Source organism: Streptomyces sp. Sge12 (assembly GCF_002080455.1).
Classification (GTDB): Bacteria; Actinomycetota; Actinomycetes; order Streptomycetales; family Streptomycetaceae; genus Streptomyces.
In genome coordinates this window covers 2,412,840-2,426,620 of sequence record NZ_CP020555.1, presented here as the reverse complement: position 1 = coordinate 2,426,620, position 13,781 = coordinate 2,412,840, and the positions used below count along the sequence as shown (strand labels likewise).

Sequence of the window (13,781 nt, the reverse complement as noted above, 5' to 3'; positions counted from 1 at the left end):
CCAGGGTCCCTGTTCTGGTGTGCTACGGCTCCTGCTGATCCGAGCGGACCGAGGCCTCACCTGGCATCTTGCAGATGCCTGCGCCTCGTGCGCGGCCGCCATCCCCTGCGCCGCCGCCGTTCCCGAACTTCCGCAGGAGACCGCCGTGCGTCATGTGGGAGCGCCCGCGGGTGAGGCGGTTGCGGACCTCACGTGTGAGCCCGTCGAGTGGGTGGAGGCGCTCTGAGACCGGCTCCGTCCCTGGTGTGCTAGGCCGTGCTGTGAAAGTCCTGGTCGTGGGGGGTCGGCCCTGCAGAGGTGGTGTCGTTGTCAGTGGTGCTGTGCATGATCGGCGCGTCAGTTCAACGCGGAGGTAGGAGGGCACCATGCCGACCACAAGCCAGCAGGTAGCGGGACACGCGTTCCTGCGGCCGCCCGTACTTCCCTAATCAGGTGGTCGACAGGGGGAAGATGATCCTGCTGCGGTTGTGTGAGCGGATTGAGGCCGGGCAGCCGTCGGAACTGGGAACCCTGTATGGGCTCACCCAGGCTGCGACGGAGGAGTTCAACCTCGTGGACAGGGAGTTCGTCGCGGCCGGAAGCGGGATCGAGACGGTCGCGCGCGAGTGGATCTGCGACGAGTTCTGTTTCGCCGCGCCGGCATACGGGTTCACGGACGCGGATGCGGAGGTTCTGACCGCCGGCCGGGACTGGTGAACGAAGACGCGAAGGCCACCTCCGTTCAAAGCCATTCGTTGAGAACTGCGATCAGGCAGTGCTGGTCGCCGTGCGGTCGAAAGCGGAGCCAGCCAGCCGGCCCAGGCCACGTAGCTTGGCTCCACGCCGTCTGGCCGCACCGCGGCGGAGGGAGCATCAAGAGTCGAGCGGGCGGAACGGGATGACGTTGTCCGCAGCTAGGAGGTCCGGCGACGGCTGTGGTGCATGCTGCTGATGGGTGAGGACGGCGTTGGCCAGCGTCAGATTGGTCACCAGCTGACGCAGCTCTGTAAGTTCCTTCTCCTTGTTCTTGAGGGTCTTTTTGAGCTTGGCGACTGTCTCCCGCAGTCGCTGCTCCGGCTCTGGCACCTGCTGGGTTTCGGTGCTGACTCGCTGGTAGAACTCATTCTTCAGGTCGACGTGGCGCTTGAGCAGTGCCATGCGGTGGACGCCCGCTTCTACCGCGAGTGCGGTGGCGGTGAGGCCGCCGTTGGAAGCGGTGGCCTGTCCGGCAAGAAGCCGGTTCATTGCCTCGCGAATGCGGGTGCGTTCGTCGTGGTGCTGTGGGTTCATGCGAGGTCCTCGGGGCTCTGGGCGGTGGCGTCGTGTGCGTCGGCGGCGACGCGGAGGTTCTCGGCGTTGCGCCGAAGACGCCTGGCGATCTTCGCGGGCAATGCGGAAGCCAACTGGTCGATCTCATCCGCCCGTTCCCGCATACCACGGGCATGGCCATCGGTGCGGACGCTGTTTCCGCAGCCTGTCTGACAGGCGTACTGCCTCGGTGCAGTGGCGTCCGGTTCGGGCTCACAGAGTGCGTTGTCATGCTTGAACGCGCAGATCAGAAACGCGTCCGGATTGTCGTAGAGCACGACACCGTCACGGGCCAGGAACTTGGCCGCCTTCTTTGCGAACGTGCGAGGGACGATCCGCCCTTCGAACCGAGGGGTCGAGGCAGCAGCGGTGATGGCCCGGCGGGCGGCGGGGCCAGAGATCTTCTCTCCGTCGGCGAGACGGTCGCGCAGGTGAGCGGCGGTGTCTGCGGCAGCCAGCGCAGTTTCGACGTCGAGAACGCTATGGACGCCGCCCCGGCTACGGGATCCGTAGGCACTGGACGTGCGGGCGTCCAGGACAGTGCGCATGTGCCCGTACTGAATCGCCAGCGCGATCAACCCGCCCGGGCGGCGGGCAATATGCCAGGCCAGAGTCCTCCTGAACCGTCCCATCCCGATGGCTCCGTGCGGATCTTCGGGGATGACCTGGCCGGGCAAGTCGTGGACGTTCGCCTCGTGGTTCGCCCATGCCACGAAGTCTTCAATCCGGTCCCTCAATGACGAACCTTTCAGTACTCCGTGAAGGCTGCGCCGGTAGATGTGGTCGTGGTGGGAGGAGCTCAGCAGCATTTCCCCCGGGGGCACCATGCGTTCGAGGACACGGATGGAGTGAACGACGGGCGTGATGGCAACCCATGGAACTTCCCGTTCCTCGCCTGCTGAGATGTGGTTGCCGTCATCGTCGGTGACGTTCTTGTAATGATGGCTGCGGATCAGGTGACGACCGGGCGTGCCGTCGGCGGCAGGCTCCGGGTCAGGGCAGCAGCCAGACCGCAGACCCTGCACTTCCTGCGGACGCATTCCTGTGAGGTAGAGGCAGATGATCACCGCTGCGGTGCCGAGGTGCCGCATGAGCTCGCCGGCCTCGTCGAAGTCGATGTGCTCGCGCCAGGGATTCCCGTTGATCTGCCCAGTAACCGGCACCGGCAAAGGACAGGGACCCGGCCGTGCGTCCGCCAGCTCCGAAAGGCGATGCCGCTCGTTGAACCGGTCGACCTGGCTCAGGCTCGCACCGGTGAGGGCGGCCACGTATGTGCGCGCCAGACTGCGCCGGCCGTGCATCTGCACGGAGGGAAGCGGCTCGTCTGACCGGGCCGCAGGAAGCAGAAGCTGGGCGAGGGCTGCCAAGCCCTCTGGGCTGGCCTCGTTGTTCGCGGCCGTGGCGAGCAGGCGCTCACGCGCCTGCCAGGACGCGAGGATGTCGTCGGCGAAGTCGTCAACAAACCGGATCGCCCAGACCAACAGGGGGCCGAGGACCTTCGGGTCGAGCGGTTCCGTGCTGTTCTCTGCGCGTGAGCCATCAGCCGAGGGCAGGTAGTCGTCAACCCCCTCCTCCTCCCAGGGAGGCCGGGTGATGCCCGCAGGGCTGGCACTGAGCTGATCGAATGCCCAGAGATCCGTCAAGCGCGCGCAGATCCTTTCCGCACTGTCACGGTTCACGCCGTCGGCCAAGCGCTCGGATATATAGGCGCGCCACACATCCTCGGTGCAGGCGTCGAGGCTCGTGATGCGGCGTTTGTGCATCCAGCACGCCAGCCTCAGCCACTCGTAGCAGGTGTCCCGCATATCCGCGGCGGACGTTCTGCCTCGGGCACGGACCCCGCGGTCCTTGAGGTAGGTCGGCCGGAGCCGGCCGTTGATCATCGTCCAGGCGACAAGTTTGACCTGATCGAGGAAGGGCGCCGGGCAGCCCCTCCAGTAGATCGTGAACAGCCTGGTACCGGGATTGTCGATGAGCGGGGCCAGCGGCCAGACGGCTGCGCCGTAGCGGGCATTGGTGTGCACATTGCCTGGCTTGATCCACTGCGGCAGGATTGCTGGGCTTTCCAGTCCGGGCAGGGGCAGGACGTAGGGGTCGGCTTCGGCAAGGCTGGTCATGGCGCGAGGTCTTCCTTCAGCAGAAGCCGGACAATCGTGCGGTCGTTGTCGTTGACCCGGCCGGGGTCTGCCGTCCAGGCGGTCAGACCGATCTTGTCGCGCAGGTTCTCCAGCCGGAGCACGTGATCGCCCCAGCGCTCATGGAACCTGCGATCGTCCGTAACGGACCGCAGACTCAGGATCTGCTGGTGCAGGTACGCGAGCCGTGGGTGATGCCCAGGGTGGACATGGGCGTTTGGACAGGCCAGACAGAGCAGAAAGTCTGCCCCGCAACCGCCCTCGGGAGCTGGCCAAGGACTGGAGTCCTCGTCCTCGCAGTCCGCTGTTGCCGTCTCTTGATGGCTCGGGTCCGGCGAGTCCGCGATTTTCCCGCCGAAGGCAGTGGAACGGGCTTGAGCCAGAGCATCCAGAGCACCAGCTTCGAAGACACCACGAGAGGTCTCCTGAACCTGCGGGTCGGGCAGAACGTAGATGCTCTCGTGGGTGCCCTGCGTGTGCTGCAAGGGGCGGCCCGCACGGGTCACCGTGGTTCGGCGAGCCCGCTGGAACGGCGACCCGCCCAGCCCCTGGCCGCGCGCCCACCACGACGCCAGATCATCCGGGATCCCGAAGTCCAGGGGGCCTAGCGAGGCGGGCCGGTCCAAGTCCCTATGCTTTTTCTCGGGTCGGTGGCTTCGAGCGACCATCAGCAGGTCAGTCCCCGGCACCAGCGTGTTGGCGAGGGCGCGGCCGTGAGCCGTGGCTATCAGAGCCTGGGTAACCAGCCTCCCGGGGGAGTCTGCCCCTGAATCGGTCACGTTCTCGGTGGAGAACCACCGCCCTTTACCGGCTCGGTGCTTTTCGACCTGAATCTGGTAGGTCACCGAGGTTGCCTCACCGGCCGACGGCGCCGCAGTCGGCACTGGCATGCGGTCGTACTGGGACAGATTCCATCCGAACCGGTCGGTCAGCAAGACTGCTAGCGCCGTGAGCTCTGAACGGTCGAGGAACAATCGGCCCCAGGTCTTCTCCGAACGGTTGCCCCCCAGCAGCTTGCGATGGGTCACGTGGACCTGCCCGCCCGGATAGGCCGTGCGCGGCACGTCCCCCGTGCGGGCAGTGTGATCGAGAATCTTCCCGATCTTCCACTCACGGCTGCCTGCAACAAGATGACCCGCCCGCCACTCCTCCAGCAGTCGAGTGTTCTCACTGATTCGGAGAAGGGCCGCGCGGAACTGGCGCCGAGCGGTCAGTACCACCTGCTCCCGTTCGGCCTGCTGGTAAGACTGTCTACTGGGTGCCGGCGCTGGAATCCGGCGGGCCAGTTCTTCAGCCGCCGGCCCGACAGCCAGCCGCGGATCCTGCCGCAGCAGGGCCCGTACTGCGCTGAGCAGGCCTTTGCCGCTGTTTGTGTCAATGTGCTTGTCCCGCCAGCTCTGCAGCGCGGCGCCCGTCAGACCGTCAAGGTCGTCGGGCGGGCATTCCAACGAGCCGATGAACTGAGCGAACACCCCGAGCTTGTTCCAACAGGTTTGCGCTGTCCGGTGACTCGTCCAGTTGCGAGACTGTGCGGCGAAAGCTGCGGCCAGCGACCGCTGCATTGGCCCAGCCACCTGAAGGCCGCCGAAGTCGTACTCCGCTCTCTGACCGGCCTTGTTGGTGACCGTCACGACTACAGACCCTGGGGCCAGGGCCGACTCGACACGATGGTTGGGAGGCGGTGGCTGGGCCCTGTGCCCCCGCCTGCTCACGACACTGCCCCAAGGAGCAGGTCGATGTCCTGGATGCCCGCGGTCTCCCGGGCCAGCCGGGCGAACACGCCATCCAGATCATCGACACCCTCGCCCTCATCAGTGGTCTCTGCAGCAGCGAGGATCGACTCGAGCTGTAGATGCGCGACCGGCGCGAGGTAGTGCCGCTTTGTAGTCTCGACGTCCGCATGCCCCAGCAACGTCTTGACCAGCCACCACGGGTCGCCGAACAGCAGGGCGAAGTCCCGCCGGTCCTTCTCGGTGAGCCCGTAGCGCTTCTCGAACAGCTCGTTCAGCAAGATCAGCATGTAGAGCGCCATCGAGTGCCGGCAGGAGTGAGGCGTCACGTACGGGGTCTTGCCCTGTACCTCGGCCAGCCTGAACTGTCGCCGGACCTTCCGCTCTCCCTCCGTCAGAAGGGTCTCCTCGCAGCGCAGATTGGCCATCCGGAAAACACCGTTCCATCGGTCCGGGGCCATCGGCAGACCCTGTTCCGTCAGCCACAACCACGCCGGCTCCGGCCCCTCCGGTCCATCAATGAACAACCACTGACGCTCACGCCACCCCATACGGCTGAGCTCCTGACCACCGACAACGCCGTCCGAATCCACCCACTCGACCTTCGGTTTCAGGCCATGCGTCACCCCTGTGACCAGCCGCATCGTCGGCAGGCGCTCATAACGGCCGGCCTCTTGGGCGCGTTGCACCACCCAGGCCCGCTCCGATTCGACGTATGCCTCGACCTGGCCGACGGAATCAACTGACGCGTAGTACGTCCGGCTGTTCTTCGACCTTGTCACCGCGCCTGCGATGCGGCCATGCATGTAACGGCCATGGCGCAGGCGCTGAGCTGGCAGCTCGAAGACGAGCAGCGAACCGCCTTCTTGCCGCCGCAGGCCCGAGCTCAAGAGCAGCTGCACGAAGCTCGTGTTCCGCAGCTCAGTCCGTGATTCCCACATCGGCGCCGCGACACCGGCGCGAGTGTGACCGCGCAACCCGATGTCAGACCACAAGCCCCAGGTTCGAGGGGTCCCCCACGACACCCGCGAGCTGACCGAGTCCGCCGCCCGGTCCTCACTTCGCGAGACATCCACCGGCAGGGGATAGACCTTGCCCCACTTGAACAGTTTCGTGAACGCCGCAGCCTCGCGGTTCCACTTTGTACCGCTAATCCGGACGGGATTCTCCGGGGCATCGCACCGCCAGTCTCTGTAATCCTCCAAAACCCGCGGCGTCGCTTCCCTCCACGACAGCCCACGCGAGGACAGATAGTTCAGCAGTAGCCGGTAGTCCGTCGCATAATTCCTCTTCGTCTCCCGTTCCAGGTTCCGGAAAACTGTGGACCGTACGAGATTCAAGAGATCGAGGTCCACGATGCCGTCGGGCCTGATGTACACCGGATCGCCCGGCCTCAGGCCGATGCGGGCCACTGCCCCGGGCAGATCATGTACCCCGAAGCTACCGTCTGCGGGCTGCGTCCCCCAGTGCCCTGGATCTGGAACCCATACCACGTGCCACTCGCTCAACCTGAGCTCCTCTGTACGTGTTTGAACAGATGACATCATCAGGGAAGTACAAAACTCGGGCGCGGCCTGGCCGCAGAAGAAGCTCACGGTCGGGCTGAGCCCGGCCTCCGTACCCAAATCCGGTGCGGGTTTCGACCTGGCCGTCGCGGCGGCAGTGCTCGGGGCCGCCGAGGTGGTGGACCCGGGCCTGATCGCCGACCTCGTCCTGATCGGCGAGCTGGGGCTGGACGGCCGGGTGCGCCCGGTCCGGGGGATCCTGCCCGCCGTCCTCGCCGCCGCGGAGGCCGGCTACCGGCAGGTGGTGGTCCCTCAGCAGTGCGCCGCCGAGGCCGCCCTCGTCCCGGACGTCTCGGTGCTCGGCGTACGCAGCCTGCGCCGGCTGATCGCGGTCCTCACCGGCGGCGAGGTCCCCGAGGAGGAGCCCGGCGACCCGCCGGGCCGGCCCGATCCGATGCTCGCCGGGCTGCTCGTCCCGGGGGCGGGTCTGGGGACGGGGCTGGCCCGCGCCCGTCCCGGGCGGGAGGACGGCGGCGGCTTCCCCGACCTCGCCGACGTGGCCGGACAGCACACCGCCCGCCGCGCCCTGGAGGTCGCGGCCGCCGGAGGACACCACCTCTTCCTCAGCGGACCGCCCGGAGCGGGCAAGACCATGCTGGCCGAGCGGCTGCCCTGGCTGCTGCCGCCGCTCACCCGCCAGGACTCCGTGGAAGTCACGGCCGTCCACTCGGTCGCGGGAATCCTGCCGCCCGGCGAACCGCTGGTCGCAAGGCCCCCGTACTGCGCGCCGCACCATTCGGCCACCATGCAGTCCCTCGTGGGCGGCGGGACCGGGATCCCGAGGCCCGGGGCGGTCTCCCTGGCCCACCGCGGCGTGCTCTTCCTCGACGAGGCCGCCGAGTTCCACAGCCGGGCCCTGGACGCGCTGCGCCAGCCCCTCGAATCGGGACACGTGGTCATCGCCCGCGCCGCCGGAGTGGTGAGGCTGCCCGCCAGATTCCTGATGGTGCTCGCCGCGAACCCGTGCCCGTGCGGACGGCACACCCTGCACGGAGCCGGCTGCGAGTGCCCGCCCTCGGTGATCCGGCGTTACCAGGCGCGCCTGTCCGGGCCGTTGCTCGACCGGGTGGACCTGAGGGTCGAGGTCGAGCCCGTGACCCGCGGCGACCTGCTGGGGCAGGGCGGCCGCGGGGAATCCACCGCCGTGGTCGCAGACCGGGTGCGGGAGGCCCGGGAACGCGCCGCGGCCAGGCTCGCCGACACGCCCTGGCGGCTCAACTCCGAAGTGCCCGGGCAGGAACTGCGCACCCGGTGGCAGGCCGGCCCGGGGGCGCTGGCCCCCGCCGAACGCGATCTGGAACGGGGGCTGCTCACCGCGCGCGGGCTGGACCGGGTGCTGCGGGTCGCCTGGACCGTGGCCGACCTGCGCGCGCGGGACCGGCCCGACGCGCTGGACGTCGCCGTGGCACTGGAGCTGCGGACCGGGATCGCCCGCGGGGCGATGTCGCTGCCGGGGGCCGGAACATGACCGGCGCCGGGGACGCGGAACTGCTGGCGCGGGCCGCGCTCACCCGGGTGCTGGAGCCCGGGGACGCACACGGCGGGCGGTGGCTGCGGGAGTTCGGCGCGGTGGGGCTGATGCGGCTGCTCACCGACCCCGGGGCCGAACCGGGCACGCCGTCGGGCGTGGGACCGGAGCGGCTCGCCGGATACCGCAGACGGGCCATACTGGCCGACCCCGAGCGGGACCTCTCACTGGCCGCCGCGGCGGGCGGCCGGTTCGTGTTCCCGGGGTCGGCCGAGTGGCCGACCCAGCTCGACGACCTCGGCGACGAACGGCCCGTCGGGCTGTGGCTGCGGGGCCGGTCGAACCTGCGTACCTGGGCCCTGCGTTCGGTCTCCGTGGTCGGGGCCCGCGCCTGCACCCCGTACGGCGCGCACATGGCGCAGACCCTGGCCGCCGGGCTCGCCGAACGGGGCTGGGTCGTGGTCTCCGGCGCCGCCTTCGGGATCGACGGCGCCGCCCACCGGGGCGCCCTCGCCTCGGGCGGCGCGACCGCGGCGGTGCTCGCCTGCGGAGTGGACGTCGCCTACCCGCGCGGACACGCCGGGCTCCTCGGCCGGATCGCCGGGCAGGGGCTGATCGTGGGGGAGTTGCCACCGGGCAGCCATCCGACCCCCAGCCGGTTCGTCCTGCGCAACCGCGTCATCGCCGCCCTCACCCGGGGCACGGTCGTCGTCGAGGCCGCGCACCGCAGCGGCTCCCTGGTCACGGCCCGGCGGGCACAGCGCCTCGGGCGGTTCACGATGGGCGTCCCCGGGCCCGCCACCAGCGGACTCTCCGCCGGGGTGCACGAGCTGCTGCGCGGTGAGGCCGTGCTCGTCACCGACGCGGCCGAGGTGGTCGAGCTGGTCGGGGCCATGGGCGAGCTGGCTCCCGAGCGGCGCGGCCCGGTGCTCGCCCGGGACCTGCTGGACCCGGACACCGCCCGCGTGCTCGAAGCGCTGCCGGCCGCCCGCCCGGCGGACGTGGGCGAGTTGGCACTTGCCTCCGGCACCGGCGCAGATGAAGTCATCGGCAGACTGTACGAACTTCACTCTCTGGGGTTCGTCGAACGGCAGGGCGACGGCTGGCAGTTGAGCAGACAAACGGCTGGAGGAGGCACACAAACCGGCGGTACCCGGCGAGGCGGTCGTTGACCTGGGGTGTTCCGGTGAAAGAGTGAAAGCGATGAGAGACGCGGTCTTCCCGGTGGCGGTCACCGGGACCGAGCGCCAGGCGCCGGTCCCGGGTCGTCCGCGCGAGTCGGGGCGCCCATCGGGCCCCGCGCCATCCCGTACTCTTCGCGCACCGCGACTATCTCGTCACGCTACGCTCCCAAGGAATCCGGCTCCGGCAAAGGCGAAGCATGCCCCAGCACACCTCAGGGTCCGACCGCGCTGCGGTGCCCCCCGCTGCCCGCGGCGGCGTGCGGTCCACCGCGCCCTCGTCCCTGGAGGTGCTGTGGCGCTCGTACAAGGAGTCGGGTGACGAGCGGCTGCGGGAGCAGCTGATCCTGCACTACTCGCCGCTGGTCAAGTACGTCGCCGGCCGCGTCAGCGTGGGCCTGCCGCCCAATGTGGAGCAGGCCGACTTCGTCTCCTCCGGGGTCTTCGGGCTGATCGACGCCATCGAGAAGTTCGACATCGACCGGTCGATCAAGTTCGAGACCTACGCGATCACCCGGATCCGCGGCGCGATGATCGACGAGCTGCGGGCACTGGACTGGATCCCCCGCTCGGTCCGGCAGAAGGCGCGCGCCGTGGAGCGGGCCTACGCCACGCTGGAGGCCCAGCTGCGGCGCACCCCCACGGAGAGCGAGGTCGCCGGGGAGATGGGGATCGGGGTGGAGGACCTCCACACCGTCTTCAGCCAGCTGTCGCTGGCCAATGTGGTCGCCCTGGAGGAGCTCCTGCACGTCGGCGGGGAGGGCGGCGACCGCCTCTCCCTGATGGACACCCTGGAGGACACCGCCGCCGACAACCCGGTGGCGGTGGCCGAGGACCGTGAACTGCGGCGCCTCCTGGCACGGGCCATCAACACCCTGCCCGAGCGGGAGAAGACCGTGGTGACCCTCTACTACTACGAAGGCCTCACGCTCGCCGAGATCGGCAACGTCCTGGGCGTCACCGAGAGCCGGGTCAGCCAGATCCACACCAAGTCCGTTCTGCAACTGCGCGCGAAGTTGGCGGATGTGGGGAGGTGAGCTTGCGGTACCTCCGTAGAGTGGATGCGTGCCCAGGATTCGAGCGGCCTCCGTGGCCGAGCACCGGTCGATGCAGCGCGGCGCCCTCTTGGACGCTGCGCGTTCCCTGCTGTCCGAAGGCGGGACGGAGGCGCTGACCTTCCCCGCCCTCGCGGAGCGGACCGGCCTGGCCCGGTCCTCCGTGTACGAGTACTTCCGCTCCCGCGCCGCCGTGGTCGAAGAGCTGTGCGCCGTGGACTTCCCCGTATGGGCCGCCGAGATCGAGGCGGCGATGGAGCAGGCGCAGTCGCCGGAAGCGAAGATCGAGGCGTACGTGCGGAGCCAGTTGGTGCTGGTGGGGGACCGCCGCCACCGCGCGGTGGTGGCCATCTCGGCCAGCGAGCTGGACGCGGGCGCGCGGGAGAAGATCCGTGCGGCCCACGGAGGGCTGGTGGCCATGATCGTCGAGGCGTTGAGCGGGTTGGGACAGGCCGAGCCGAGGCTGGCCGCGATGCTGCTGCAGGGCGTCGTGGATGCGGCCGTCCGCCGGATCGAGCTCGGCGCCGCGGAGGATCCCGCCGTCGTGACGGAGGCCGCCGTCGCCATGGCCCTGCGGGGCGTCCGGGGCTGAGGCCCCCGGGGCCCGACTTCCGGAGCCCGCACCTCACCCGCCGGCGGGGCCGGAATCCGCCGGGTGTCCGTCCGGCAGGAGGCGCGGGGTCGGGCGGGGCAGGAGGGCCAGGGGGTTGAGGTAGGTCTCGCCCGCCAGCAGGCCCCAGTGCAGACACGGCGCCGGGCAGTGCGAGCCCTCCATCAGGACCGCCACCACCTGGCCCGCACTGACCTGCTCGCCCTCCGCGACCAGGGGCCGGACCGGCTCGTACGTCGTGCGCAGGCCGTTCGGCAGGGCCAGCGAGAGGACCCCGCGGCCGGCGACGGGGCCGGCGTGGTGGACCCGGCCGGACGCGACCGCCCGGATCTGCGCGCCCACCGGCGCCGACAGGTCCACGCCGCGGTGCCCGGCCGCGTACGGCGTCGGCGGCGGGTCCCACCAGCGGGCCACCGACAGCGGCGCGGGCAGCGGGCGGACCCCCGGAACGGCCGACGGGGCCAGGGCCAGGAGCAGGCTGAGCAGCAAGGTCGTCATGGGCCACAGCGTCCCGCGCCCGCCCCGGCCGCTGCCCGGGCCTGTGGACGACCGGGCCGCTGTGGACAGCGGCGTCACCCGGCATACCGCCGGGTCCCGTACACTTCTTGTGGCGATCCGGGTCACCGGGTCGACTTCGCACGCCCCGGCGCCAGGCTGAAACAGCCAGGTGACAGCGTCTCTCGGTCCCCTCATGGGGGCAGGGCGCGGTGGGGCGTCAGGAACCAAACCGAGAAAACAAGGAGATGGCCATGGCCGTCGTCACGATGCGGGAGCTGCTGGAGAGCGGCGTCCACTTCGGTCACCAGACCCGCCGTTGGAACCCGAAGATGAAGCGCTTCATCTTCACGGAGCGCAACGGCATCTACATCATCGACCTGCTGCAGTCGCTGTCGTACATCGACCGCGCCTACGAGTTCGTGAAGGAGACCGTCGCGCACGGTGGCTCCATCATGTTCGTCGGTACCAAGAAGCAGGCCCAGGAGGCCATCGCCGAGCAGGCGACGCGCGTTGGTATGCCGTACGTCAACCAGCGGTGGCTGGGTGGCATGCTCACCAACTTCTCCACCGTCTACAAGCGCCTTCAGCGTCTGAAGGAGCTTGAGGCGATCGACTTCGAGGACGTCGCCGCCTCGGGTCTCACCAAGAAGGAGCTCCTGGTCCTCTCCCGCGAGAAGACCAAGCTGGAGAAGACCCTCGGTGGTATCCGCGAGATGTCGAAGGTTCCCAGCGCCGTCTGGATCGTCGACACCAAGAAGGAGCACATCGCCGTCGGTGAGGCGCGCAAGCTCCACATCCCGGTCGTCGCGATCCTCGACACCAACTGCGACCCCGACGAGGTCGACTACAAGATCCCGGGCAACGACGACGCGATCCGTTCCGTCACCCTGCTCACCCGCGTGATCGCCGACGCCGTCGCCGAGGGCCTCATCGCCCGCTCCGGCGCTGCGACCGGCGACTCGAAGCCGGGCGAGAAGGCCGCCGCCGAGCCGCTCGCCGAGTGGGAGCGCGACCTGCTCGAGGGTGACAAGAAGGCCGACGAGACCGAGGCCGCCCCGGCTGCCGAGGCTGTCGCCGAGGCCCCGGCCGCCGAGGCTGTCGAGGCCCCGGCCGCCGACGCCGAGCAGGCCTGACCCACTGAGAGCGCCCGGTGTTCACGCGCCGGGCACTCGCAGCACGGACGATGACGGCGGGGGAGCCGCGCCTCAGGCGCGGCGCCTCCGCCGTTCACCCGTAGATCTACGACTTCGAGAGAGAATCACAGACTCATGGCGAACTACACCGCCGCTGACGTCAAGAAGCTCCGCGAGCTCACCGGCGCCGGCATGCTGGACTGCAAGAACGCGCTCGTGGACGCCGACGGCGACGTCGACAAGGCCCAGGAAGCGCTCCGCATCAAGGGTCAGAAGGGCGTCGCCAAGCGCGAGGGCCGTTCTGCCGAGAACGGTGCGGTCGTCTCCCTCATCGCCGACGACAACACCTCCGGTGTCATCGTCGAGCTGAAGTGCGAGACCGACTTCGTCGCCAAGGGCGAGAAGTTCCTGGCCGTCGCCAACCAGCTGGCCGCCCACGTGGCCGCCACCTCCCCGGCCGACATCGAGGCGCTGCTCGCCTCCGAGATCGAGCCCGGCAAGACCGTCACCGCTTTCGTCGACGAGGCCAACGCCAACCTCGGCGAGAAGATCGTCCTGGACCGCTTCGCGCAGTTCACCGGCGGCTACGTGACCGCGTACATGCACCGCACGATGCCCGACCTGCCGTTCCAGATCGGCGTCCTGGTCGAGCTCGACAAGGAGAACGCCGAGGTCGCCCGCGGCGTCGCGCAGCACATCGCCGCGTTCGCCCCGCAGTGGCTGTCCGCCGAGGACGTCCCGGCCGAGAAGGTCGAGTCCGAGCGTCGCATCGCCGAAGAGGTCACCCGCGCGGAGGGCAAGCCCGAGGCTGCCATCGCGAAGATCGTCGAGGGTCGCGTCAACGGCTTCTTCAAGGACGCCACGCTGCTCGGCCAGGCGTACGCCCTGGACAACAAGAAGTCCGTCCAGAAGGTTCTGGACGAGGCCGGTGTCACCCTGAAGCGCTTCACCCGCATCAAGGTCGGCATCTGAGTCCGTCCGTACGCGACGGACACCGGACCCCGGTAGGGTCTGAGGCAGTCGTCCGCGCTTGCGCGAGGCGACCGCAGATCTGACGAGGAGGCCATTGCCGTAGAGGGAACCGCAAGGACCCACCGGCAATGGCCTTCTTCGTATGTG

11 protein-coding genes and 1 pseudogene are annotated in these 13,781 nt (G+C 69.2%); 7 read left to right on the top strand and 5 right to left on the bottom strand.

Annotated features, from left to right (window positions below; genetic code table 11):
• Positions 1–365 precede the first annotated feature (365 nt).
• Positions 366–696, top strand: a pseudogene (locus B6R96_RS10405) (DUF5713 family protein).
• A 156-nt stretch (positions 697–852) separates the two neighbouring features.
• On the opposite strand, the gene B6R96_RS10400 reads toward B6R96_RS10405, so the two are convergent.
• The 4 genes from B6R96_RS10400 to B6R96_RS10385 form a co-directional block, all read right to left on the bottom strand.
• Positions 853–1,269 (bottom strand): hypothetical protein, encoded by a 417-nt coding sequence (locus B6R96_RS10400; protein WP_081522322.1) that lies wholly within the window; start codon positions 1,267–1,269, stop codon positions 853–855.
• On the bottom strand, positions 1,266–3,404 hold the full coding sequence (locus tag B6R96_RS10395) for an integrase (protein ID WP_081522321.1): 2,139 nt from the start codon (positions 3,402–3,404) through the stop codon (positions 1,266–1,268). The genes B6R96_RS10400 and B6R96_RS10395 overlap by 4 nt, the downstream gene beginning before the upstream one ends.
• A complete protein-coding gene (locus B6R96_RS10390; protein WP_237291393.1) occupies positions 3,401–5,053 on the bottom strand; it encodes a hypothetical protein in 1,653 nt (550 codons plus the stop codon). The genes B6R96_RS10395 and B6R96_RS10390 overlap by 4 nt, the downstream gene beginning before the upstream one ends.
• A 77-nt stretch (positions 5,054–5,130) precedes the next feature.
• Positions 5,131–6,660: a site-specific integrase gene (locus B6R96_RS10385; RefSeq protein WP_081525057.1), complete on the bottom strand. Its 1,530-nt coding sequence runs from the start codon at positions 6,658–6,660 to the stop codon at positions 5,131–5,133.
• Between the two features lie 34 nt (positions 6,661–6,694).
• Between B6R96_RS10385 and B6R96_RS10380 the strand changes: the two genes are divergently transcribed.
• The 4 genes from B6R96_RS10380 to B6R96_RS10365 all read left to right on the top strand — a co-directional run bounded on the left by B6R96_RS10380 (position 6,695) and on the right by B6R96_RS10365 (position 11,013).
• Positions 6,695–8,185 (top strand): YifB family Mg chelatase-like AAA ATPase, encoded by a 1,491-nt coding sequence (locus B6R96_RS10380; RefSeq protein WP_081522319.1) that lies wholly within the window; start codon positions 6,695–6,697, stop codon positions 8,183–8,185.
• Positions 8,182–9,357: a DNA-processing protein DprA gene (gene dprA, locus B6R96_RS10375; protein ID WP_081522318.1), complete on the top strand. Its 1,176-nt coding sequence runs from the start codon at positions 8,182–8,184 to the stop codon at positions 9,355–9,357. Before B6R96_RS10380 ends, dprA begins: the two co-directional genes overlap by 4 nt.
• 209 nt (positions 9,358–9,566) lie before the next feature.
• Positions 9,567–10,403 (top strand): RNA polymerase sigma factor WhiG, encoded by an 837-nt coding sequence (gene whiG / locus B6R96_RS10370; protein WP_030386395.1) that lies wholly within the window; start codon positions 9,567–9,569, stop codon positions 10,401–10,403.
• Positions 10,404–10,455: 52 nt separating this feature from the next.
• On the top strand, positions 10,456–11,013 hold the full coding sequence (locus tag B6R96_RS10365) for a TetR/AcrR family transcriptional regulator (protein ID WP_030386394.1): 558 nt from the start codon (positions 10,456–10,458) through the stop codon (positions 11,011–11,013).
• Between the two features lie 33 nt (positions 11,014–11,046).
• On the opposite strand, the gene B6R96_RS10360 is transcribed toward B6R96_RS10365, so the two are convergent.
• Complete coding sequence (locus B6R96_RS10360) at positions 11,047–11,529, bottom strand: M23 family metallopeptidase (protein WP_081522317.1); 483 nt, start codon at positions 11,527–11,529, stop codon at positions 11,047–11,049.
• Between the two features lie 251 nt (positions 11,530–11,780).
• Between B6R96_RS10360 and rpsB the strand changes: the two genes are divergently transcribed.
• Together rpsB and tsf are read left to right on the top strand one after the other, a co-directional pair.
• Complete coding sequence (rpsB, locus tag B6R96_RS10355; protein WP_053177486.1) at positions 11,781–12,662, top strand: 30S ribosomal protein S2; 882 nt, start codon at positions 11,781–11,783, stop codon at positions 12,660–12,662.
• 135 nt (positions 12,663–12,797) lie between these two features.
• Entirely contained in the window at positions 12,798–13,634 is an 837-nt protein-coding gene (gene tsf / locus B6R96_RS10350) for a translation elongation factor Ts (RefSeq protein ID WP_030718538.1), read from the top strand.
• Positions 13,635–13,781 lie beyond the last annotated feature (147 nt).

Bases quoted from the DNA above. Each gene is read 5' to 3' on its own strand.
- B6R96_RS10400 (WP_081522322.1), bottom strand. From the start codon at position 1,269: ATGAACCCACAGCACCACGACGAACGCACCCGCATTCGCGAGGCAATG.
- B6R96_RS10395 (WP_081522321.1), bottom strand. From the start codon at position 3,404: ATGACCAGCCTTGCCGAAGCCGACCCCTACGTCCTGCCCCTGCCCGGA.
- dprA (WP_081522318.1), top strand. From the start codon at position 8,182: ATGACCGGCGCCGGGGACGCGGAACTGCTGGCGCGGGCCGCGCTCACC.
- whiG (WP_030386395.1), top strand. From the start codon at position 9,567: ATGCCCCAGCACACCTCAGGGTCCGACCGCGCTGCGGTGCCCCCCGCT.
- B6R96_RS10360 (WP_081522317.1), bottom strand. From the start codon at position 11,529: ATGACGACCTTGCTGCTCAGCCTGCTCCTGGCCCTGGCCCCGTCGGCC.
- rpsB (WP_053177486.1), top strand. From the start codon at position 11,781: ATGGCCGTCGTCACGATGCGGGAGCTGCTGGAGAGCGGCGTCCACTTC.
- tsf (WP_030718538.1), top strand. From the start codon at position 12,798: ATGGCGAACTACACCGCCGCTGACGTCAAGAAGCTCCGCGAGCTCACC.